Raw genomic sequence first — 21,134 nt, forward strand, 5'->3', positions numbered from 1 at the left:
GACCCGCGCCTCGTGGCGCGGGCCCGCCGCACGGCGGCGCACGGCTACGCGGTCGCCACCATCGACGGCTCAGGTTGCGGCGTGCGGCCACGCGTCGCCGCCGACGACGAGGCGCGCGCCGAGGTGCGTCGCGCGGCGCAGGCGGGCGAGCCGCTCGACGAAGCACTCGAGGCGCTCGTCGGACCGCTGGTCGAGCGGGTCGCCCCCGAGTGGCGGACCGCGCTGGACGCCGTGCTCACGCTGCCCGAGGTCGCCGGCCCCGTGGGGTACTCCGGCTGGGCGGCGCTCGGCGTCCTGCTCGCGGCGACCGAACCGCGGATCGCGGCGATCGGGCTCTTCGCCGGGGGCTACGTGCCCCGTGCACAGCGCGCGCAGGCCGCGCACGTCACCGTCCCGGTGCTGCTCCTGCTGCAGTGGGACGACGAGGGCAACCCCCGCGAGGCCGCGCTCGACCTGTTCGACGCGTTCGGCAGCGAGCACAAGACGCTGCACGCGAACGCCGGCGGGCACCTCGGCACACCCGCGTTCGAGCTCGAGGACACCTGCCGGTTCTACGACCGTCACCTGGGGTGAGCCGCCGGCGGTCCGGCTCAGCCGGCCACGCGGGCCACGGGCTCGGTCTCGCGCGGCAGCGCGAGCTCGGCGGTCACCTGCGCGAGCTCGGCCCGCTCCGAACGGCTGGGCCGGACCGCCAGCAGCGCCCACAGGATCGTCGCGAGGTCGACCGCCTCCTGGAGCCACGCGCCGACGAGCGCGGGTACCTGGCCGGCCGCGGCGAGCACCATGAGACCGACGGACAGCGTCAGGCCGATCCCGATGGACTGCCAGGCCACCCGCATCGTCCGCTTGCCGATGTGCACGGCGCGCGCGGCGCGCGACAGGTCGTCGAGCGTGATGACGACGTCGGCGGACTCGCTCGCGGCGCTCGACCCGCGTGCACCCATCGCCACGCCGACGTCCGCGGCGGCCAGCACCGGGGCGTCGTTCACGCCGTCGCCGACCATCAGCACGGGACGCTGCGGCGCGGTGCGGATCGCCTCGACCTTGTCCTGCGGCAGCAGCTCGGCGCGCACGTCGTCGATGCCGGCACGTGCGGCGACATGGCGCGCGACCTCCTGGCCGTCGCCCGTGAGCATCATGGTCGTGCGGATGCCCGCGCGGTGCAGCGACGCCATGGTCGCGGTGGCCTCGGTGCGCAGCTCGTCCGCAAGGGCGAGGTACCCCACGTACCGCCCGTCGACTGCCACGTGGACCACCGTCACGCCCTGAGGGCGGGGCAGGTCGTCGCCGGCGGAGTCTGCCGCGCCGGCCTGGCTCGCGACGTACCGAGCACGGCCCACGACGACGACCCTCCCGGCCACGAGCCCGCGCACGCCGTGCGCCGGGGTCTCGGAGACGTCCTCGGCGGGTGGGACGTCCCCCAGGTCCTCGCGGGCTCGGTCGACGACGGCGTCCGCGAGCGGGTGCCCGGAGTACTGCTCGACCGCGGCGGCCAGGAGCAGGACCTCGTCGGCGTCGATGCCCTGCGCGTGGATCTCGGTGACCCGCGGCCGGCCGTACGTGAGCGTCCCGGTCTTGTCGAACGCGGCCGTGCGAGCCTGGGCGAGCTGCTCGAGCGTGCCGCTGCTCTTGACGATGATCCCCGCCCGCGCGGAGCGCGACATGCCGCCCATGAACGCCACGGGCGCGGCGATGATCAGCGGGCAGGGGGTCGCGACGACGAGCACCTCGGCGAGCCGGGCGGGGTCACCGGACACGAGCCACGCCGTGACCGCGAGGCCCAGCGCCCCCAGCGTGAAGGGCACCGCGACCCGGTCGGCGAGGCGCACGAACGGCGCCTTCGAGTCCCGCGCCTGGCGGACGAGCTCGATGATGCGCTGGTACTGCGAGTCCGCCGCGGTCGCGGTGGCGCGGATCTCGATCGCCTCGGCCCCGTTGACCGCGCCCGACAGCAGCCCGTCGGCCCGGTTCCGGTCGACCGGCAGGGACTCACCCGTGAGCGACGACTCGTCGAGCGTCGCGCTCGCGGACTCGAGCACGCCGTCCACCGGCACGACCTCGAAAGGCCGCACGAGCAGCCGGTCGCCGATCACCACGTCCTCGACAGGCAGGTCCGTGGGTTGCCCCGCACCGTCGAGGCGGTGCGCGATGCGGGGCGCGTTCTCGAGCAGCCCGGTCAGCGCGCGCGACGCGCGTCCCGCCGCGTAGTCCTCGAGCGCCTCGCCGCCGGACAGCATCAGGCACACGACGAGCGCCGCCCAGTACTCGCCGACGACGACCGTCGAGACGATCGCCGTCACCGCGAGCAGGTCGATCCCGTAGCTGCCGGACCGCAGGTCGGTCACCATCCCGCGCGCCTGCAGGAGCGCGACGACCACCGCGAACGCGGACACCAGCCACCGGGCGGCCGTGGGCTGCCCGGCGAGCTCCAGCGCCCCGCCCACGAGCCCGACCGCAAGCGTCGCGATCACGACCGGGTACGCGGCGAGTCGCGCCACGTAGGTGCGCATACCTCACTGGTACGCCTCTTGCGCGCACTTCTCCAGCAAGGAAAGGCGCGCCTGACCGGCGCCGAGCGGCTGGGCGGTGCCTCCCGCGCGCTGCGCTGGTGGCGGTCAGGAGGCGCGCCGGGCGTCCGGGTCGGCGTGACAACCGGGCGCTGCCGGACACTGCATGGATGTGAGCATCCTTCGCGATGAGCGCCAGGCGCCCGACACCGCCGCGGCGAGGTTTGCGACCCTGTGGGACGAGAACGCGCCGCGCGTGCAGGCGTACGCGGCACGGCACGTGGGGGTCGAGGGCGCCGAGGACGTGGTCGCCGAGGCGTTCCTGGTGGCGTGGCGACGGTTGGGCGACGTACCGGACCCGGCCCTGCCGTGGTTGCTGGTCGTCGCCCGCAACACGATTGCGAACGGGCGCCGGTCGTCGTTGCGTCGCCGTGCCCTCGAGGCCGAGCTGACCCGCGTCGCCCACCTCATGGGCCGCGACGACGACCCGCACGCGCCCGTGGGTGAGCGCGAGAGCCTGCTCGGCGCGCTCGCGCAGCTCACAGGGCGCGAACGTGAGGCGTTGCTCCTCGTCGGCTGGGACGGTCTGGGGCCGGCCGACGCCGCACGGGTCGCGGGGTGCAGCCCGGCGACCTTCCGGATGCGGCTGTCGCGGGCCCGGCGTCGGCTCACCGAGGCCGCCGACGGACCCGCCCACGCACCGGGCACCGCACCGGCACCCGACCCGGCCCATTCACCCGACCCCGCCCACACACCCGCGAACGTCCTGATCCTGGGAGTCCAGCCATGACGCGAGACCCGTGGTCCGTCCTCGTCGACGTGGCACCCGATGCCGTCGACCCCGCCTCCCTCGACCGCGCTCGCACGCGCGTCGACGCCGACCGGCACGGTGTCGCGAACCTCGGTCGGGCCCGCCGCCACACGCGCCGCGTCGTCCTCGTCGCGGGCCTGTCCGTGGCCGCCGCCGCGCTCGCGGTCGTCGTGCCCGTCGTCGGCCGCGAGGACACCGAGCGGCCGTCGCCCGTCGCCCGGATCCTCGGCGTCATCCCGGCGGCGGCCGTCGACGCGAACTGCTCCAACCAGCAGGACCCGGTGCCCGGCCCGGCGGACCCCGACCGGCCCGTCGAGCGCGGCGAGTGGTCGACGATCCCCACCGTGCGCGGGCTGCTCCACCTCGTCGGGGATCGGACACCGGAGTTCGCCGCGGTGAGCTCCGGTCCGGCTGTCTGCGACGCGATCCCGGTCACCGTCCTGCACGACGAGCCCGGCAAGCGCGGGATCGTCGTCTACCGCGACGTGACCGAGCCGTTCCACGGCGCCGAGGCGATCCTCAAGGACGCGACCGTCCGCGGGTTCCCGGCGCAGGTGCTGAGCCCGCCCGCCGGGCACCACTACCTGTCCTGGACCGACGCCGATGGGATCCGCTGGTTCGTCGAGGCGAACGGCATGACCGTGCCGGAGCTTGTCGCGACCCTCGACGCCGCGCTCGACGACACGGGCCTCGCCGCGGTGCCGGATGGCTACGAGGCCGTCCCGGTCCCGCCGCACGACCCGACGGGGACGGTGTACCGGTGGTCGGTGCAGTACGAGCAGGGCGGGTACGTGTACCTGGAGGTCACGAGCCCCGCCCGGACGCCCGTCGACGCGAGGGCGGCGTGGCCTGGCGAGCAGGAGTTCACGACGGTCGCGGGCGTGCGCGCGCTCTACCTGCCGCAGGAGCAGGGGGGCGCTGGGCTGCGGTGGGTCACCGACGACGTGAGCTACCGGCTCGTCGTGGCCGGTGCGGATCTCGCCGAGCTTCAGGAGGTCGCCGAGAGCCTCGAGCCCGTCTCTCTGGACGACCCCCGCCTGCCCGGCCGGTAGTCCGCTCCGGTTGGACGTCGCTGGGTCACGGCGTGACGACGACCTTGCCGAGCGCGCGGCCCTCGCCGACGTGCGCGAGCGCGTCCGCGACGCCGTCGAGCCCGACGGTGTGGTCGACGTGGATGGAGATCTCCCCCGTGGCGCACCTCTCGGCCAGAGGGGCGAAGTGGGACGGGCCCTGCTTCACGACGAGCACACCCAGCGAGCGCCCGGTCACGGCACCCGCGGCGGCACCGACGGTCAGCACCCGCAGCAGCGACCGCACGGACCCGCCGACGCACCGGTACACGCCGCCCGGCGCGAGCGCGCGGCGGTAGGCGAAGACGGACCGGTGGGCGACGAGGTCGAGGACCAGGTCGTAGCGCTCGCGCGTGAAGTCCTCGCGGCGGTGGTCGACGACCTCGTCGGCGCCGAGCGAGCGCATGTAGTCGAGCTTGTGCTCGTTGTCGACGCCGGTGACGTGCGCCCCGAGCTTCTTGGCGAGCTGGATCGCGAACGTCCCGGACCCGCCGCCGGCGCCGTTGACGAGCACGCGGCGGCCTGCGGCGGCCCGCGCCGTCCCCTGGAGAGCGATCGCGCCCGCCTGCGGGATCGTCGACGCCTGGACGAACGTCAGCCCGGCCGGCTTGAGGGCGAGGTCGCGCTCGCGGACCACGGCGTGCTCGGCGAAGCCGCCGAGGAGCGCGAGGTTGTCCCCGTACACCTCGTCGCCGGGCGCGAACCGCGTGACGCCGGGCCCGACGGCCTCGACCGTGCCGGCGATGTCGGACCCGAGGACATGCCGACGCGGCGCGCGGAGTCCGCTGAGGCGCGCGTAGGCGGGTGAGCCGCGCAGACCCTCCCAGTCGCTGAGGTTCAGCGACGTCGCCGCGACCGCGACCAGCACCTGGTCGTCGGCCGGACGCGGGGTCGGCACGTCGGCCAGGCGCAGGACCTCGGGCCCCCCGTACCGCTCGTACACGACTGCCTTCACGTGAGGCCTCCCGATGGGCGTCGGCGCGTGCGTGCCGCTGGTCACGCGAGCGTAGTCACCGGCCGACGTGCGCAGCGGCGATCCTGGCGACGAGGGGTCAGCGACGTCGCGCGGCGAAGGACGTGACCAGCGGGGCGAGCAGCGCGACGGCCGCGGCGACGAACGCGGCGGTCGCGACGGTCTCGTCGACGAGCGGGCCGTCGGTGCGGCCGACCCCGATCCACGTGAGCCCCCACGCCATCGCCAGGCCCACCGGGAGGACGACCGCCGGGCTGCTGCTGCCGTACAGCGCGTACGCGACGGCCAGCAGGCCGCCCGCGGCCACCAGGATCACGGACCAGGTGGTCGCACCGAGCCCGAGCTCGCCCACGTCGGCGGCCGCGAGGAACGCGGCGGTGTTCGCGAGCGTCGCGATGCTGACCCAGCCGAGGTACAGCCCGACGGTGACGTCGGTGACCGTCGAGGCGACCGCGCCGGTGTGCGCGAGGTGCACGAGCGTGACGAAGAGCCGTGCCAGGACCGCGAGCAGCACGACGATCACCGCGACGCTCGCACCGACCGACCCGGCCTGCACCACGCCGATCCACAGCGCGTTGAGCAGCATCGAGGCGAGCACCCACCACGCGACGGCCCGCAGTCGCGGGTCGGTGGCGTTGCGGGGCAGCGCCTGCACGACCGCGAACACCGCGAGGCCCGCGTAGATCACCGACCAGATCGCGAACGCGGGGCTGTCGGGCGCGACGGGCGTCGCGGTCGCGGACAGCGCGCCGTCGGCGGCCTCGGCGATCGGCTCGCCGCCGAACGCCCCTGAGCCGATGGTCGCCGCGACGATCGCGACGACGGCGCCGACGAGGACGACGACCTGCCGGACCCGGTCCGAGGTCGCGCGGTGGGCGGGCGGTGCGCTCGTGGTCTGCATCCGGTCAAGGCTGGCAAGCCTTCACCGACTCGGCATCCCGAACGGCACCGGGCCCCCGACGTGCCCTCACGCGTCGATGCGGGTGCCCAGGGTCGCGCCGGGCGCGATCGTCGGCTCGGCGGCGTTGAGCTGCTCGATCGCGAAGCCCGCGGCGGCCTTGTAGCCGGCCATGAACGCGTTGCGCTCGAGCTCGGGGACCACGTCGTCGATGTCGTCGAACTGCCCGCCGCACCGCTCGTCGACGAGATCGAGCAGCCCGAACGGGCCGTCGCCGCGGTTGCGCAGGACGAGCTGCGAGATCGGGCCGCACAGCCGCTCGTCGAACGCGGCGAGCGCGTCGGGCGTCACACCGTGCTCGAGCATCGCGGCGCCGAGCAGGCGGGCGTCCATGATCGCCTGGCTCGCGCCGTTCGACCCCGTCGGGTACATCGCGTGGGCCGCGTCGCCGACGAGCAGCACGGGCCCGTCGTGCCACGTCGGCACCGGGTCGCGGTCGATCATCGGGTTCTCGTAGGCGACCTCGGCGCGCGCCAGGAGGTCCGGCACGTCCAGCCAGTCGTAGGTCCAGTCGGCGAAGTGGTGCGCGAACTCCGCGACCTCGACGCGCCGGAACCAGCCGCTCGCCGCGCGGTCGTCGACCTCGTCGACGCGGATCTCGGCGATCCAGTTGACCGTCGCCAGGCCCGTCTCGGGGTCGGCTGGCGAGATCGGGTAGACGACCACGCGGTGCCGCGCCGAGCCCAGCCCGACGAACGACGCGCCCGTGCGGATCGGCCGTGCCTGCGTCGTGCCGCGCCACATGATCGTGCCGCCCCAGTGGATCGGCGGCTGGTCGGGGTGCATCTGCGCGCGCACCGCCGAGTGGATGCCGTCCGCGCCGATCAGCAGCGTGCCGCGCTCGCGGAACGGGCTGCCGTCCGCGCGCGTCCCGACCACGCTCACCGTCCCGTCGCCGTGCTTTTCGTACCCGGTCACGCGGTGGCCGAGCAGGAGCGCGTCGTCGCCGGCGCGCTCGCGCAGGGTGTCGGCGAGCAGCAGCTGGAGGCGGCCCCGGTGCACGGCGTACTGCGGCCAGCTGTAGCCCGCGCGCAGGCCGCGCGGCTCGGAGTAGATGTCGTTGCCGTTGCGACCGACGAGCGCCCACTCGTGCGTCGCGAGGCCGATGCCGTCGAGCACGTCGGCGCCGATGCCGAGGTCGCCGAGCTCGCGCACCGCGTTGGGCTGCAGGTTGATCCCCACGCCGAGCGGCGCGAGCTCGCGCGCACCCTCGAGCACGACGAAGGGCACGTCGAGCTGGTGCAGCGTGAGCGCGACGGTGAGGCCGCCGATGCCGCCGCCTGCGATCAGGACTCGCTGTTCGGTCACGTCTGCGGTCCTCGTTCCAGGGTGTCGGTGGGGGTGTGGTCGTCCAGGGTGTGCGGGGCGTTCAGGGTGTGCGCGTCGTCCAGCGTGTAGAGGTCGACCTGCACGGTGCTGCCGTGACGTGCGCCGGTCCCGACGAGCACGAGCCGGTTGAGCCAGCGGTAGTCCGGGTGACCGCTCTGCAGCCGGGCGGTCGAGAGCATCGAGTAGGCGTCGGGCGGCGTCGCAACGCCCGTCGCGAGCTGCGCCATGACGTCCGGCGGCCCGTACCGGAAGCCCTGGTTGACGATCTCGACGAGCGCGCCGTCGTCGGTCCGGAACGCGTAGCGCGCGTCCATCTCGGCCACGCCGTCGTCGTGCACGGTCAGCCAGTCCGCGCCCACGTCGAGGATCGACCCGCTGATCCGGCCGGTGACGCGTCCGCCCGCGATCGGCACGATGCGGCGCTCGCCGCCGTGACCGGGCCCGACGTCCAGGAGCGGCGCGAGCTCGACCTCGAGCGTGCAGAACGGCCGCAGCTGCGGTGGCGTCAGTGCCAGCACGTGTCCTCCCCGGGCCTCGGGCACCGAACCCTACCGGGGCGGCGTCCGTGCCGGGTCGTAGTAGTCGTCGTCGTCCGCCGGGTCGTGCAGCGGGCGCTGAGACGGCGACGGCGGTGGCGTGGCCGCAGACTCGTCGTCCGGTTCGTCCGGCGGCCCGTCGGGTTCCGGGACGACCACGAGGAGGTCGACGTCGTCGCCCAGCTCGACACCCTCCGCCCGACGAGCCGCGACCTTGAGCGGCACGCGGAACCCGCCGTCCTTGGGGAAGATCGACGTGGTGAAGGTCGTGCCCCCGAGCGTCACCGTCGCCGGGATGCAGCCCCAGCCGTACGTCACGCGTGACGCGACGGCCCGCAGCCGGCCGGCCTCCGGGTCCGGGAGCACGACGAAGTGGTGGGGCGCCGGACCGCGCCACCAGATCACCTCGCCGCTGAACCGCAGCTCCACCCGGCCAGCATGACAGCGCCGTCCGACACCGGGCGAGGGCGCCAGCGGCGCGGCTGCCGCGCCCGCCGCGCTGGACGTCGTACCTCGGCAACGGCGCGCGTGGTGGGTGGGGATGCGCTCGCTCAGCGAGCGCATCCCCACCCGTTGCGCGCGAGCACGCGGCGCGGCATCAGGGGATCGGGATGCGGGAGACCGTGAACGGCTCGGGTGTGCCGCCCGCGGTGCGGGTGTCGAACTGGCTGTTCACGACGAGCAGGTCGCGTCCGGCCCGCGCGATCGTCGTCGGGTCGTCGAACGACGGGTCCGACGTCCGCGAGACGACCCGGCCCTCGGTGAAGCTCCGGTCGAGGTCGACGGCGACCACCGACTGCGGGCTGCCGGCGGTCCACTCGGCAGCGAGCAGACGGTGGCCGTCGAGCAGCAGGCCGTCACCCTGGACCGAGCCGCCGTGCAGGTCGACGACCGAGACGCGGCCGTCGGTCAGCCCCACGCGGAACAGCTGCCCGGTGCGCGTCTTGGCGACGACCGCGGTCCTCCCGTCGGGCGAGATCACCAGGCCGTTGGCGTTGACGTCCTGGTCGTAGGTGAACTCGGTGCCCTCGAACGACACGACGGGCTCGAGCAGCTCGGTGCTCGTCGTCCGCTTCTCGCGAGCGTCGATCTTGTAGAGGACCGGGCGCATCGAGTCCGTCACGTAGATGTCGCCGCGCGGGCTGATCGCCAGGTCGTTGACGAACGTCGGCGTGCCGTCCTGCACGACCTCCCACGACCCGGTGAGCACACGGGTCCGCAGGTCGTACGCCCACACGCGGCCCGTGAAGCCGCCCGCGACGAGCAGCGTGCGGCCGTCGACCTTGAGCCCGACCGCGATCACGCGGCCGTCCTGGCCGCCCGGCAGGAACGGCGTCGCGGTCGGCTCGTCCAGGTCACCCCGGTAGATCGTGCCGTCGGTGGTGCTGCTGACGTAGAAGTGGTCGCCGTGCGCGGCGACGCCCTCGGGGTAGACGTCGTCGGCGGCGGGGCCGACGGGGTCCAGGAGGTACGTCGTCGGGCGGTGGTGGTGGCCGGGCCCGTGGCCGGGAAGCCCGGGAGCGTGGTGGCCGGGGCCGGGGTGGCCGGGCCCGTGCGCGGCCGCCGGGACGGCGGTGACGAGCGTGAGCGCCATGACGGCGGCGGCGAGCGAGGTGGTGAGCCTGGAGCGCATGCGGTCCCCTGCGGCGGGGTCGAGGCGTCCCATCGGGTGCGGGCCCCCGCCGTCACCGTCCGAAGAGCGACCGGTCAGAACGGGACGAACCGGCGCGCCCTCACTGTAGGAACCCCGTCCCGGTGCTGCCAGGGGGTGGCCGGTGGCTGGACGCCGCCGAGCCCTTCCGGGCGGGGCGGCTCGCGGTTATCGTTGGTATACCAACGACTGACGACGACGTCATCGAGGAGCGCATCGTGGACCAGATGGACGGCACGGCCGACACCCCCGAGCTCCAGCAGCTCTACGCCGACTTCGCGGCCAACGACCTCGCCCCGCTGTGGACCCAGCGGGACGACCTCATGCCTCTGTCGCCCGCGCCCAAGGCGGTCCCGCACGTCTGGCGGTGGAAGACGCTCTACGACATCGCCGAGCGCTCGGGCGAGCTCGTGCCGGTCGGGCGCGGTGGCGAGCGACGCGCGCTCGGCCTGGCGAACCCGGGCCTGCCCGGCACCGCCTACGCGACGCCCACGCTGTGGTGCGCGATCCAGTACCTCGGCGGTCACGAGACCGCCCCCGAGCACCGGCACAGCCAGAACGCGTTCCGCTTCGTCGTCGAGGGCGAGGGCGTGTGGACGGTCGTCAACGGCGACCCGGTCGCGATGCGGCGCGGCGACCTGCTGCTGACGCCCGGGTGGAACTTCCACGGTCACCACAACGACACCGACCAGCCGATGGCCTGGATCGACGGCCTCGACGTCCCGTTCTCGCACTACGCGGACGTCGGCTTCTTCGAGTTCGGCTCCGAGCGCGTGACCGACGAGGCGTCGCCGGACGTCTCGCGCGCGGAGCGGCTGTGGGCGCACCCCGGCCTGCGCCCGCTGTCCGGCCTGGAGGACCAGACGAGCTCGCCGTTGTCCGCGTACCGCTGGGAGCACACGGACCGCGCGCTCACCGAGCAGCTGCGGCTCGAGGACGAGGGCTACCCGGCCACCGTCGAGCAGGGTCACGCCGCGATCCGGTACACCAACCCGACCACGGGCGGCGACGTGATGCCGACGCTGCGCTGCGAGTTCCACCGCCTGCGTGCGGGCGCCGAGACGCCCGCACGGCACGAGGTCGGCTCGTCGGTGTGGCAGGTGTTCGAGGGCGACGGGACGGTCGTGCTCGGCGGGACCGAGCACCGCGTGGGGACCGGCGACCTGTTCGCCGTGCCGAGCTGGGTGCCGTGGTCGCTGCACGCGGACTCGCAGTTCGACCTGTTCCGCTTCAGCGACGGCCCGATCATCGACCGCCTGCAGTTCACGCGCACCTACGTCCCCGGCCAGCGCAACGAGGACCTGCCGTGAGGCTCGCGACCCTGCGGGTCGCGGACGCGTCCAGCACGGGGGCCGGCACCGGAACGGGCCACCGGACCGTCGCGGTGCGGATCGACGACGAGGTCGCGGTCGAGCTCGGCGCGCCCGACGTCGGCGCGCTCCTGGCCGACCCGGGCTGGCGCGGCCGCGCCGCGACCACGGACGGACCCCGGCACGCGCTCGCGGACCTCGCGCCGCACGCATGGGCGCCGCCCGTGCTGCGGCCGTCGAAGGTGGTGTGCGTCGGACTCAACTACCGCCACCACATCCTCGAGATGGGCCGCGAGCTGCCCATTCACCCGACGCTGTTCGCCAAGTACCCCGAGGCGCTGATCGGCCCGTACGACCCGATCGTCCTGCCCGCCCACGCGGCCGACGCCGTCGACTGGGAGGGTGAGGTCGCGGTCGTCGTCGGGACGCGTGCCCGGCGGCTCGACGAGACCGCGGCACGCGAGGCGATCGCGGGCCACGCGGTGCTCAACGACGTGACGATGCGCGACTACCAGTACCGCACGGCGCAGTGGCTGCAGGGCAAGACGTTCGAGGCGACCACCCCGTTCGGCCCGTGGCTGACGGTCGACGACGACGGCGCGCTCGCGGGCGAGCTGCGCACGCTCGTCGACGACGAGCAGGTCCAGCACACCGCGGTCGAGGACATGGTGTTCGGCCCGGCCGCCCTCGTCGCGTACATCTCGCAGATCGTCACGCTGCACCCGGGCGACGTCATCGCGACGGGCACGCCCGGCGGCGTCGGCCACGCGCGCACACCCCCGCGCTACCTGCGTCCGGGCCACACGTTGACCACGACGGTCACGGGGCTGGGCGAGCTCCGCAACGCCGTCGTGGCGGAGGTCTGACGTGGTCGCGCGCACCGACAGGACGACCGACCCGGACCTGCGCGCGGCGCTGCTCCTGGCCCGGCGCGGCCAGGCGTACTTCTCCCGCAAGCTCAACGAGCTCGCGAACGACGAGCTCGACGCGCCGTCCCTCGTCCCGGGCTGGACGCGCCGCCACGTCGTCGCGCACGTGGGCCTCAACGCGCGCGCCTTGACCCGCCTGACCGAGTGGGCTGCCACGGGCGTCGAGACCCCGATGTACGCCTCGCGCGAGGAGCGTGACGCGGAGATCGAGTACGGCGCGACGCAGCCTGCGCGCGCGCTGCGGAACCTGTCCGCGCACGCGGCCGTGCACCTCAACGTCGAGTGGCGTGACCTGTCCGACGAGGCGTGGCGCGCGCAGGTGCGCACCGCGCAGGGGCGCGTCGTGCCGGCGAGCGAGACGGTCTGGATGCGCACGCGCGAGGTCTGGGTGCACGCGGTCGACCTCGACAACGGCGCGTCCTTCCGCCAGTTCCCCGCCGAGCTCGTCGACGCCCTGCTCGCCGACGTCACGCGCCTGTGGCGCACGCGGGCGGACGCCGAGGGCGTCGTCGTTCCGCTGCTCGAACCCACGGACCGTCCCGCGGGCACGGCCTGGGGTGCGGTCGGCCCGAACGGTGACGACGAGGGGCGGCCTCACCTGCGCGGCCGCGCCGCAGATCTCGCGCAGTGGGCGACGGGCCGGGGCGGCGGCCCCCTGCTCACCTCGGTGGCCGGCTCGCCCGTCCCGCCGCCGCCGCGGTGGCTGTGAGCCGGCTCCGAGCGCTGGCACCATGACCGTCGTGACCGACCCGCTGCCGCTCGACCTCGCCCGGCACACCGGCTTCCTGGTGCGCCGCACGCAGCAGGTGCACCTCGCGGCGTGGGCGCAGGAGGTCGGGCCGGCGCTCACCAACGTCCAGTTCGGCGTGCTCAACGTGCTGCACCGGCTCGGTGAGGCCAGTCAGCGCGAGCTGTGCGACGCCCTGGACCTCGACCGCTCGACCGTCGCGGGCCTCGTCGCCCGGCTCGAGGCGCGCCGCCTCGTCGCCCGCGTCCGCGCCGCCACCGACCGCCGCCGCAACGTCGTCCGCCTCACCCCCGACGGCCTCGACCTGCTCCGCAGCGTCGTCGCCTCAGCCGCCCACGTCGACGACGTCCTGACCGCCGCGCTCACACCGGACGAGCGCACCACCCTCCAACGCCTCCTGACGAAGGTGGTGGGAGACGACCCGGTGTAGTCGGGTCGGGGGACATGGCAGCGTCCCTCCTGGGGAGCGGGTAGTTCCTGCGGATCAGTGCGGGACGGGGGTGGCGGCGCCGCGCTTGGCGCGTTGGATCTGCTCGTACACGTGGGTGCGGAGCTCGGTGAAGCGGGGCATCGCGCGGGTCGTGAGCTGGTCGCGCTCGTCGGGCAGGTCGATCGCGAGGTCCTCCTGCACGAACGTCGGCGAGCTCGACAGCATGAGGACGCGTTCGCCCAGGTAGACGGACTCGTCGATGTCGTGCGTGACGAACAGGACGGTGACGCCGAGGTCGCGCCACACGCGTCGTACGAGGTCCTCGAGGTCGGCGCGGGTCTGGGCGTCGACCGCCGCGAACGGCTCGTCCATGACGAGGATCTCGGGCTGGTAGGCCACGGCGCGCGCGATCGCGACGCGCTGCTGCATGCCGCCGGACAGCTGCCACGGGTAGGTGTCCAGCGCGTGGCCGAGGCCGACCTCCGCGACGGCCTGCTCGACCACGGCGCGCCGTTCGGCCTTGGGCATGCCGCGGGCCTTGAGCGGCAGCGCGACGTTGTCGCGGACGGTGAGCCAGGGGTAGAGGCTGCGGCCGTACTCCTGGAACACGAGCGCCATCTTCTTGGGCGGGGTGGTGACGGGTGCGCCGTCGAGCGTGACCGCGCCCGCGGTGGGCGTGAGCAGGCCGGACAGGCACTTGAGCAGGGTCGTCTTGCCGCACCCGGACGGGCCGACGATGCAGACGAGCTCACCGGGGCGCACGTCGAAGGTGATCGAGCCGACGGCCTCGACCGGGCCGGAGGCGCCCTGGTAGGTCTTCTTCAGCTCCCGGACGGACAGCAGGGGTGTTCGCTCAGCCACGTGCGACCTCTCTCGAGCCGTGGTACCAGTGCAGGACCCGTCGTTCGACGAGCTGGAAGACGGCGGCGACGAGGACGCCGATGAGGCCGAGCAGCAGGATGCCGCTCCACATCTCGGCGACCATGTACTGCCGCTGGAAGAACACGATCTGGTAGCCGAGCCCCGACGACGACGCGAACATCTCCGAGATCACCATGAGGATCAGGCCGATCGACAGGCACAGCCGGATGCCGGCCATGATCTGAGGGCTCGCGGCGGGCAGGACGACGTACCGGTAGGCGAGGACGCCGCGGACCCGGTAGGACCGCGAGGTGTCGACGAGCACGGGGTCGGTCCCGCGGACGCCCTCGATCGTGTTGAGCAGGACGGGCCACACGCTGCCGGAGACGATCACCGCGAGCTTCATGGAGTCGTCGATGCCGAGCACCAGCATGAGGACGGGCACGAGCACGACGGGCGGGATCGCGCGGAAGAACTCGAGCATCGGCTCGAGCAGCGCGCGCAGCCATGGCGTCGCGCCGATCGCGGTGCCGGCGACGATGCCGATGACGATCGACAGCAGCACGCCGATCGCGAACCGGCTGAGGCTCGGCAGCACGTCGTCCTTCAGCGTGTCCGGGGACAGCCACGTCGTGACGAACGCGTCGAGCACACGCGACGGCGGCGGGAAGTAGAGGTTCGTCGAGTCCTGCGTGGCGAGCGCCCACGCGAGCACGAGGATCGCGGGGAGCCCGACGACGAAGGCGATCGAGACGAGCGAGCGACGCACGGCGGCCATCAGCGAGCACCCTCCTTGCGGACCGACGGGTGCCAGTGCAGGACGCGTCGTTCGACGAGGCGCGTCGCGAGGTTCACGAGCAGCCCGAGGAAGCCCGTGACGAGGACGAGCGCGTACAGGCCGGGGGCGTCCGGCGCGGAGCGGTACACGTCGATCTGCCGGCCGATCCCGGGGTTGCCGATGACGAGCTCGGCCGTGATCGTCAGGACCAGCGCGATCGACGCCGCGAGGCGGAACCCGGTGATGACGTACGGCAGCGCGGTCGGCAGCACCACGTGCCGCAGGCGTTGCAGCCGCCCGAGCCGGAAGCTGCGTGCGGTGTCGTCGGCGACGGTGTCGACGTCCGCGACCCCGTACATCACCTGGTTGAACACCTGCCAGAACGGCGCGTAGACCACGACGACGAGCGCGGCCTCACGGGACAGGCCGGCGACGAGCACGGCGAGCGGGATGATCGCGACCGACGGGATGGGCCGCAGGAACTCCACCGTGCTGCGGGTCGCGCGCCGCAGGAACGGCACCAGGCCGATCACGGTCCCGGCGACGACCGCGGCGACGACCGCGATCGCGAGCCCGAGCGCCCACGTCACGACGGTGGCGCCGAGCGCCGACCAGAACGTCGGGTCGCCGAGCTCGGTGACCAGCCGCGCGGACGTCGTCGTGAACGGCGGCAGGTAGGTGGGGTCGACGATCTCGGCCCGGGCGACGACCTCCCACGTCAGCGCGAAGCCGACGACGCCGAGGAACCCGAGCAGCGCGGTGCGACCGGCCCCGCGCGCGGGGCGGCGAGGGCGCGCCGGGGCGCGTGCGGTCCCGTTCGTCATGCCCCCGCCCTGCGGGGCCGCACGGGCGCCGGCCCGGGCCGGGGAGCGCGTGCCCCCGAGGTCCGGGCCGGTCACCGTGTCGGCCACCTGCTTCACTCGACGATCAGGGTGTCGAGGTCCGGGGCCTTGTCGAAGTACTCGTACTGGACCGCGAGGTCGGACAGGCCCTGCAGGACGTCGACGTCGAGCTCGGTGGAGAACGTCGGGAAGCGCAGGTTCGCCGCGGCCGGCTCGGGCAGCTTCATCTCGTCGACGAGGGACTGCCGCACGGCGTCGTCGTTCTCGGCGGCCCACGCGAACGCCTCGGTGAGCGCGTCGCGCACCGCGTCGACGAGCTCGGGGTCGTCGGTCACGGTCTTGCCCGTGGTCTGCACGACGAGCGTCGGCAGGCCCGGCAGGGTGGCCTGGTACGGGTCGACGACGCGTGCGCCGCCCGCGCCGACGATGATCGAGACGAACGGCTCGGGCACCCACGCGGCGTCGATGTTGCCCGCGTCGAGCTGGGCCTGGGCGTCCGGGAAGGCCACCTCGACGAACTCGATCGAGCTCGGGTCCCCGCCGTCCGCCTCGACCGCGGCGCGGATCGTGAGGTCGCCCGCGGCGCCGATCGAGTTGACCGAGACCTTCTTGCCCGCGAGGTCGGCGGGGCTCGTGATGGCGCTGCCTGCACCGACGACGACCGAGTTGATGTCGTCGCCCTCGGTCAGGCTCTGCGCGTAGTTGGCGATGATCTTGACGTCGAGCCCCTGCAGGCTGGCCCGCATCGCGCCGAACGGCTGGCCGATCGAGAAGTCGATGTCACCGTTGATGAGGGCCGGCATCGCCTGCGCGCCGCCCTGGATCGGCTGGACGGTCACGTCGAGGCCGTGCTCGGTGAAGATGCCCGCCTCGACGGCCGCCCACAGCGGGGCCGTCTCGCTGATGGTCAGCGCGCCGATCGTCACCGCCTGCGGTGCGGTGTCGCCGTCGTCCGCGGGCGCGGTCGTCGCGTCGGCACCGGCCGTGGTGGGTGACTGGCTGGGCGAGTCGGACGAGCACGCGGCGAGGCCGAGGGTCAGCGTCGCGACGAGCGCCGCCACGAGAGCGGGACGTCGGTTCATGGGGGTCCTCAATTCTCCGTTGAATCGCGGGTGACTGACGGGCAGCTCCGCACGCCGTCGGGACCGACCAGCGCTCGGACCATGCATGACACTCGTCCAGCAATCGTGCATTTCAATGTCACGTGTGTCAATGACGTCCGGGCCGTTCGTCCCGTGCGTTCGCACGACGCGCGTGCGACAATCCGCCGCATGCCCACGGCGCCCGAGGACGGTCTCGCTCCCGCGCCCGGACGCCAGGCCGCCGGCGAGCACGCGCCCGCCGCTGCCGCGGTCCGGCGGCGCCCCGAGCAGCTGCTCCTGGCCTTCATGGGCGAGCTCATGCTCGCGGGCGGAGCGGGCCCGCTGCCGGCGTCGGTGCTGATCGCCGTCCTGGGCGAGCTCGGCGTCGGCGAGGCCGCCACGCGCGCCACGCTCAGCCGGATGGTGGCGCGCGGCCTGCTGCTGCCCGCGCGTGTCGGGCGCTCGGTCGTCTACCGGCTCACACCCGACAGCGAGCGGGTGCTGGGACAGGCGCGGGACCGCGTGTTCGACGAGGACCCGTTCGCGCCGCGCGGCACCGGCTGGACGCTCGTGACCTTCTCCGTGCCCGAGAGCAGGCGGGACGTGCGCCACCGGGTGCGCGCCCAGCTCGTGTGGGCGGGCTTCGGGCTGCTGCGCGACGGGCTGTGGATCGCGCCGGGCGAGGTCGACGTCGCCGCGGCCCTGGGTGAGATGCACGACGACGCGCGTGCGGCTCCCGACGCGGCCCGTGCGGTTCCCGACGAGGCCCGTGCGGCGGACGACGAGGGCGGTGCGGTGCACGGCGGGGGACCCGCGTCCCACGACGGCGAGCTCGAGCTCGCCGCGTTCCGCGCGCACGAGGTGCCGGGGTTCTCGGCGGCGCGCAGCGTGCGGACCGCGTGGCGGCTGGACGCCATGCGCGCGCACCACGAGCAGTTCCAGGCGCGCTGGCGGCGCGCGGAGCCCGACGCCTCCGGGTCGTTGCGCGACCTCACGGCGCTGGTCGCGGACTGGCTCGACCTGCTGCGCACCGTGCCGCGCCTCCCGGCCGACCACCTCGCCCCCGACTGGCCGGGCGCCGCCTCGGTCGAGGTGTTCCGCGGTCTGCACGCCGCGCTCACCGAGCCCGCGCGCGCCGAGCTCGCGCGCCGTCTCGCGGCCTGAGCGCACCGCCGTCGCGGCCGGCGCGATCGCGCGGTCGTTGGACATCTCGCTGACGATCGTCACGAGAACCATTGACGTCGATGCGGCACAGCGGGCACGATCGCAGGCACCAGCCGTCGCGCCGCAGCGCGGCCCGCCCACGAGGATGTGAGCAGTGGCAGACGTCTTGTCGTCCCCGCCGGACCTCGACCGCGCCAACTACGCCGCGATCTGGGACGCCGTCGCGCGGGCCGTGCCCGACCGCGTCGCGGTGCGCGCGCAAGGCGTCACGCTCACGTACGCCGACCTCGAGGAACACGCTGCCCGGCTCGCCGCGACCTTCGTCGCGCACGGCCTGGGCGTGGACTCGCGGGTCGCGATCTTCATGTACAACCGCGTCGAGTACCTGATCACGCTGTACGCGGCGTACAAGCTCGGTGCGATCCCCGTGAACATCAACTTCCGCTACCACGGGGCCGAGCTCGCCGAGCTGCTCGAGATGTCGCGCCCCAGCGCGCTCGTCCACCCGAGCAGCCTGGGTGCGGCGGTGCGGGACGCGGCGCAGCGCGTCGAGCTGCCCGGCCTCGTGCTCGTCGTCCCCGACCAGCCGCACGACGAACCGCACGACGAGGCGCCCGGCCAGACCCGCCCGGACGGTGCGTCCGACGAGGACGCCCCAGGCCGCGGCGACGCGTCGACCGACGCCATGCTGTTCGCCCGCGCGCTCGACGCCGAGCCGCTGCCCGCCCAGGACCGCGGGCCGGAGCACAAGATCTTCATGTTCACCGGCGGCACGACCGGCCGCCCCAAGGCCGTGGTCTGGACGCACGGCAACCTGTTCGACAGTCAGCTCTTCTCGATCTACGGGTCGCTTCCCGTCGCGCAGCCGACGTCCCTGGCCGACGTCACGCGCATCGCGGCGCGCGACGACCTGCCCCGCACGGTGTGCCTGCCCCTGCCGCCGATGATGCACGCGACCGCGCTGTTCAACGTGATGAACGCGATGGTGCTCGGCGGCACGGTCGTGTTCCTGCCCGCGGCGCGATTCGACCCTGCGGCGGCGGCGCGCGCCATCCAGGAGCATGGCGTGACGCGTCTGATCGTCGCGGGCAACGCGATCGTCGGACCGCTCGTCGACGTCCTGGACTCGCCCGAGGCCGCCGGGATCGACATCTCGTCGCTCGGTACGGTGCTGAGCAGCGGGATGGTCTGGTCCGACGACCTCAAGCGCCGCCTGCTCGAGCACGCACCGCACGCGACGCTCATCGACATCATCGGCTCGAGCGAGGGAGGGCCGTTCGCGTACGGCGTGGTGCGCGGGCCGGACGACCTGCCGTGCCGGCTGCGCCTGGCACCGGGCGCCGTCGTCCTGACCCCCGACCTCACCCCGGTGACGGAGGTCGGCGGGACCGGGATGCTCGCGTACAGCGGCGCGATGCCGCTCGGCTACCACGACGACCCGGCCCGCACGGCCGAGACGTACCCGGTGATCGACGGCGTGCGGCACGTGATGCCGGGCGACTGGGTGCGCGTCCTGGGCGACGGCTACGTCGAGCTGCTCGGGCGCGGGTCGGGCGTCGTCAACACCGGCGGGGAGAAGGTCTTCCCCGGCGAGGTCGAGAAGGTGCTGCTCGCGCTGCCCGGCGTGGTCGACGCGGTCGTGCTCGGCCTGCCGGACCCGCGCTGGGGCGAGGTGGTCACGGCCGTCGTCGTGCCCGCGCCCGGGACGCAGATCGCGCCCGAGCAGGTGCAGGACGAGGTGGGCCGCCGGCTCGCCGGGTACAAGAAGCCGCGGCGCCTGTACGTGCTCGACGAGCTCACGCGCAGCCCCAGCGGCAAGCTCGACATGCACCGCCTGCGCCGCCGGCTCACGGAGGTCGAGCAGCCTGCGCTGGTCGACGCGGCGGGCGCCCCGGACGGAGGTCAGGGCCGATGAGGTTCACCGACGCGCACATCCCGTTCGGCATGGCCTGGACCTCGCCGTTCGCCAAGTGGCAGGGTCCGCTGGCCGAGCTCAACAGCCTGGACCTGGCGGTCGACGTCACGGGCCGGGCGCTCGCGGACCGCGGTCTGGACCCGCAGGAGATCACCGAGTGGACGCTCGGGTGCACGGTCCCGCAGCAGTACGCGTTCTACGGCGTCACGGGTGTCGCGCGACGGCTGGGCGCAGGGGAGCACGGCGGGCCGTGGATCTCGCGTGCGTGCGCGACGTCGGCCGCGGTGGTCGAGCACCTCGCGACACAGGTCGAGCTGCGCGCGCACACGACGACGATCGGGGTCGTCACCGACCGCACGAGCAACGGCCCGCTCATGCTCTGGAGCAGTGCGGCGGGTCCGGGTGGGGCGCCGGTGAGCGAGCACTGGGTGCTCGACCCGATGAAGCTCGACCCGACCACGGGCCAGTCCATGAACGACACGGCCGAGAACACCGCGCGGTCCGCGGGGTACACGCGCGAGCAGGTCGACGAGGTCGCGCTGCTGCGCTACGAGCAGTACCGCAGCGCGCTGGCCGACGACCGCGCGGTCCAGCGCGCGTACATGGTCCCCGTCCGCATCCCCGGACGGCGCGGGGACACATGGGTCGAGGAGGACCACGGCGTCTTCCCGACGACCGCCGAAGGGCTCGCGCGGCTGCGTCCCGTCGCGCCGGACGGCGTGGTCACGTACGGCGCGCAGACGCACCCCGCGGACGGGTGCGCGGGCGTCGTCGTCGCGAGCACCGGACGCGCGCGCGAGCTCGGTCGCGACGGGGTCACCGCGCAGATCCTGGCCACGGGCTTCGCCCGGGCCGAGCCTGCGTACATGCCCAAGGCGCCCGTCCCCGCGGCGCTGCGCGCGCTGCACGACGCGGGCCTCGACGTCGCCGACGTCGACGTGGTCACGACGCACAACCCGTTCGCGGTCAACGACCTGTGGTTCGCCGAGCAGACCGGCTTCCCGCTCGAGCGCATGAACCCGTACGGGTCGTCGCTGGTCTACGGGCACCCGCAGGGGCCCACGGGCGCCCGCGCGGTGACCGAGCTGATCCACGCGCTGCACGCGCGCGGCGGCGGGACCGGACTGTTCACCGGCTGCGCTGCCGGGGACTCCGCCGGCGCCGTCGTCGTCCGCGTCGACGGCTGAGCGCCCGCCCGACCCCGGACCCGACCTGCCGAACCAGCCCGACGACGAGAGCG

21 protein-coding genes are annotated in these 21,134 nt (G+C 74.1%); 10 read left to right on the forward strand and 11 right to left on the reverse strand.

The genetic code is table 11. The annotated features are described in order from the left end of the window. On the forward strand, positions 1-573 hold a 573-nt coding region (locus CPE01_RS09995; RefSeq protein ID WP_146806511.1), incomplete at its 5' end, for a dienelactone hydrolase family protein. 17 nt (positions 574-590) lie between these two features. On the opposite strand, the gene CPE01_RS10000 is transcribed toward CPE01_RS09995, so the two are convergent. Further along, complete coding sequence (locus tag CPE01_RS10000; protein WP_146806512.1) at positions 591-2,510, reverse strand: heavy metal translocating P-type ATPase; 1,920 nt, start codon at positions 2,508-2,510, stop codon at positions 591-593. Between the two features lie 169 nt (positions 2,511-2,679). On the opposite strand from CPE01_RS10000, the gene CPE01_RS10005 reads away from it, so the two are divergent. Then, positions 2,680-3,297, forward strand: a complete 618-nt coding sequence (locus CPE01_RS10005; RefSeq protein WP_246783857.1) for an RNA polymerase sigma factor — start codon at positions 2,680-2,682, stop codon at positions 3,295-3,297. After that, positions 3,294-4,370 (forward strand): hypothetical protein, encoded by a 1,077-nt coding sequence (locus CPE01_RS10010; protein WP_146806514.1) that lies wholly within the window; start codon positions 3,294-3,296, stop codon positions 4,368-4,370. The genes CPE01_RS10005 and CPE01_RS10010 overlap by 4 nt, the downstream gene beginning before the upstream one ends. A 25-nt stretch (positions 4,371-4,395) precedes the next feature. On the opposite strand, the gene CPE01_RS10015 is transcribed toward CPE01_RS10010, so the two are convergent. From CPE01_RS10015 to CPE01_RS10040, 6 genes are all read right to left on the reverse strand, one after another. After that, complete coding sequence (locus CPE01_RS10015; protein WP_146806515.1) at positions 4,396-5,343, reverse strand: NAD(P)-dependent alcohol dehydrogenase; 948 nt, start codon at positions 5,341-5,343, stop codon at positions 4,396-4,398. Positions 5,344-5,440: 97 nt separating this feature from the next. Then, positions 5,441-6,262 carry a TspO-related membrane protein gene (locus CPE01_RS10020; protein WP_146806516.1) on the reverse strand — a complete coding sequence of 274 codons (822 nt, stop codon included), beginning with the start codon at positions 6,260-6,262 and terminating at the stop codon, positions 5,441-5,443. Positions 6,263-6,328: 66 nt separating this feature from the next. After that, positions 6,329-7,627, reverse strand: a complete 1,299-nt coding sequence (locus CPE01_RS10025; RefSeq protein ID WP_146806517.1) for a flavin-dependent oxidoreductase — start codon at positions 7,625-7,627, stop codon at positions 6,329-6,331. Then, positions 7,624-8,166, reverse strand: coding sequence for a DUF3237 domain-containing protein (locus CPE01_RS10030; RefSeq protein WP_146806518.1), 543 nt, complete (start codon positions 8,164-8,166; stop codon positions 7,624-7,626). Before CPE01_RS10030 ends, CPE01_RS10025 begins: the two co-directional genes overlap by 4 nt. 30 nt (positions 8,167-8,196) lie before the next feature. Beyond that, a complete protein-coding gene (locus CPE01_RS10035; protein WP_146806519.1) occupies positions 8,197-8,613 on the reverse strand; it encodes a DUF1905 domain-containing protein in 417 nt (138 codons plus the stop codon). 169 nt (positions 8,614-8,782) lie between these two features. Further along, a complete protein-coding gene (locus CPE01_RS10040) occupies positions 8,783-9,817 on the reverse strand; it encodes an SMP-30/gluconolactonase/LRE family protein (RefSeq protein WP_186811493.1) in 1,035 nt (344 codons plus the stop codon). Between the two features lie 245 nt (positions 9,818-10,062). Between CPE01_RS10040 and CPE01_RS10045 the strand changes: the two genes are divergently transcribed. Genes CPE01_RS10045 through CPE01_RS10060 form a run of 4 tightly spaced genes read left to right on the forward strand, consistent with a single transcriptional unit; the run spans position 10,063 to position 13,252 of the window. Beyond that, complete coding sequence (locus tag CPE01_RS10045) at positions 10,063-11,145, forward strand: cupin domain-containing protein (RefSeq protein WP_246783873.1); 1,083 nt, start codon at positions 10,063-10,065, stop codon at positions 11,143-11,145. After that, positions 11,142-12,011, forward strand: coding sequence for a fumarylacetoacetate hydrolase family protein (locus CPE01_RS10050; RefSeq protein ID WP_246783858.1), 870 nt, complete (start codon positions 11,142-11,144; stop codon positions 12,009-12,011). Before CPE01_RS10045 ends, CPE01_RS10050 begins: the two co-directional genes overlap by 4 nt. A 1-nt stretch (position 12,012) precedes the next feature. Further along, entirely contained in the window at positions 12,013-12,783 is a 771-nt protein-coding gene (locus tag CPE01_RS10055) for a maleylpyruvate isomerase family mycothiol-dependent enzyme (protein ID WP_146806522.1), read from the forward strand. Between the two features lie 22 nt (positions 12,784-12,805). Continuing rightward, a complete protein-coding gene (locus tag CPE01_RS10060; protein ID WP_146806523.1) occupies positions 12,806-13,252 on the forward strand; it encodes a MarR family winged helix-turn-helix transcriptional regulator in 447 nt (148 codons plus the stop codon). A 54-nt stretch (positions 13,253-13,306) separates the two neighbouring features. Here CPE01_RS10060 and CPE01_RS10065 read toward each other — a convergent pair whose 3' ends face one another. Genes CPE01_RS10065 through CPE01_RS10080 form a run of 4 tightly spaced genes read right to left on the reverse strand, consistent with a single transcriptional unit; the run spans position 13,307 to position 16,815 of the window. Further along, positions 13,307-14,113 carry an ABC transporter ATP-binding protein gene (locus CPE01_RS10065; protein WP_146806524.1) on the reverse strand — a complete coding sequence of 269 codons (807 nt, stop codon included), beginning with the start codon at positions 14,111-14,113 and terminating at the stop codon, positions 13,307-13,309. Continuing rightward, on the reverse strand, positions 14,106-14,891 hold the full coding sequence (locus CPE01_RS10070; protein ID WP_146806525.1) for an ABC transporter permease: 786 nt from the start codon (positions 14,889-14,891) through the stop codon (positions 14,106-14,108). The genes CPE01_RS10065 and CPE01_RS10070 overlap by 8 nt, the downstream gene beginning before the upstream one ends. Beyond that, on the reverse strand, positions 14,891-15,802 hold the full coding sequence (locus CPE01_RS10075; protein ID WP_246783859.1) for an ABC transporter permease: 912 nt from the start codon (positions 15,800-15,802) through the stop codon (positions 14,891-14,893). Before CPE01_RS10075 ends, CPE01_RS10070 begins: the two co-directional genes overlap by 1 nt. 5 nt (positions 15,803-15,807) lie before the next feature. Continuing rightward, positions 15,808-16,815, reverse strand: coding sequence for an ABC transporter substrate-binding protein (locus CPE01_RS10080; protein WP_146806526.1), 1,008 nt, complete (start codon positions 16,813-16,815; stop codon positions 15,808-15,810). Between the two features lie 189 nt (positions 16,816-17,004). Here CPE01_RS10080 and CPE01_RS10085 point away from each other — a divergent pair, with 189 nt between their 5' ends. The 3 genes from CPE01_RS10085 (at position 17,005) to CPE01_RS10095 (ending at position 21,081) form a co-directional block, all read left to right on the forward strand. Then, on the forward strand, positions 17,005-17,979 hold the full coding sequence (locus CPE01_RS10085) for a PaaX family transcriptional regulator (protein WP_186811494.1): 975 nt from the start codon (positions 17,005-17,007) through the stop codon (positions 17,977-17,979). 154 nt (positions 17,980-18,133) lie between these two features. Then, the gene (locus CPE01_RS10090) at positions 18,134-19,894 is read left to right on the forward strand and encodes an AMP-binding protein (RefSeq protein ID WP_146806528.1); all 1,761 of its coding nucleotides are present in this window, start codon (positions 18,134-18,136) and stop codon (positions 19,892-19,894) included. Next, complete coding sequence (locus CPE01_RS10095) at positions 19,891-21,081, forward strand: thiolase family protein (protein WP_146806529.1); 1,191 nt, start codon at positions 19,891-19,893, stop codon at positions 21,079-21,081. The genes CPE01_RS10090 and CPE01_RS10095 overlap by 4 nt, the downstream gene beginning before the upstream one ends. Positions 21,082-21,134 lie beyond the last annotated feature (53 nt).

Source organism: Cellulomonas persica (assembly GCF_007989825.1).
Taxonomy (GTDB): domain Bacteria; phylum Actinomycetota; class Actinomycetes; order Actinomycetales; family Cellulomonadaceae; genus Cellulomonas; species Cellulomonas persica.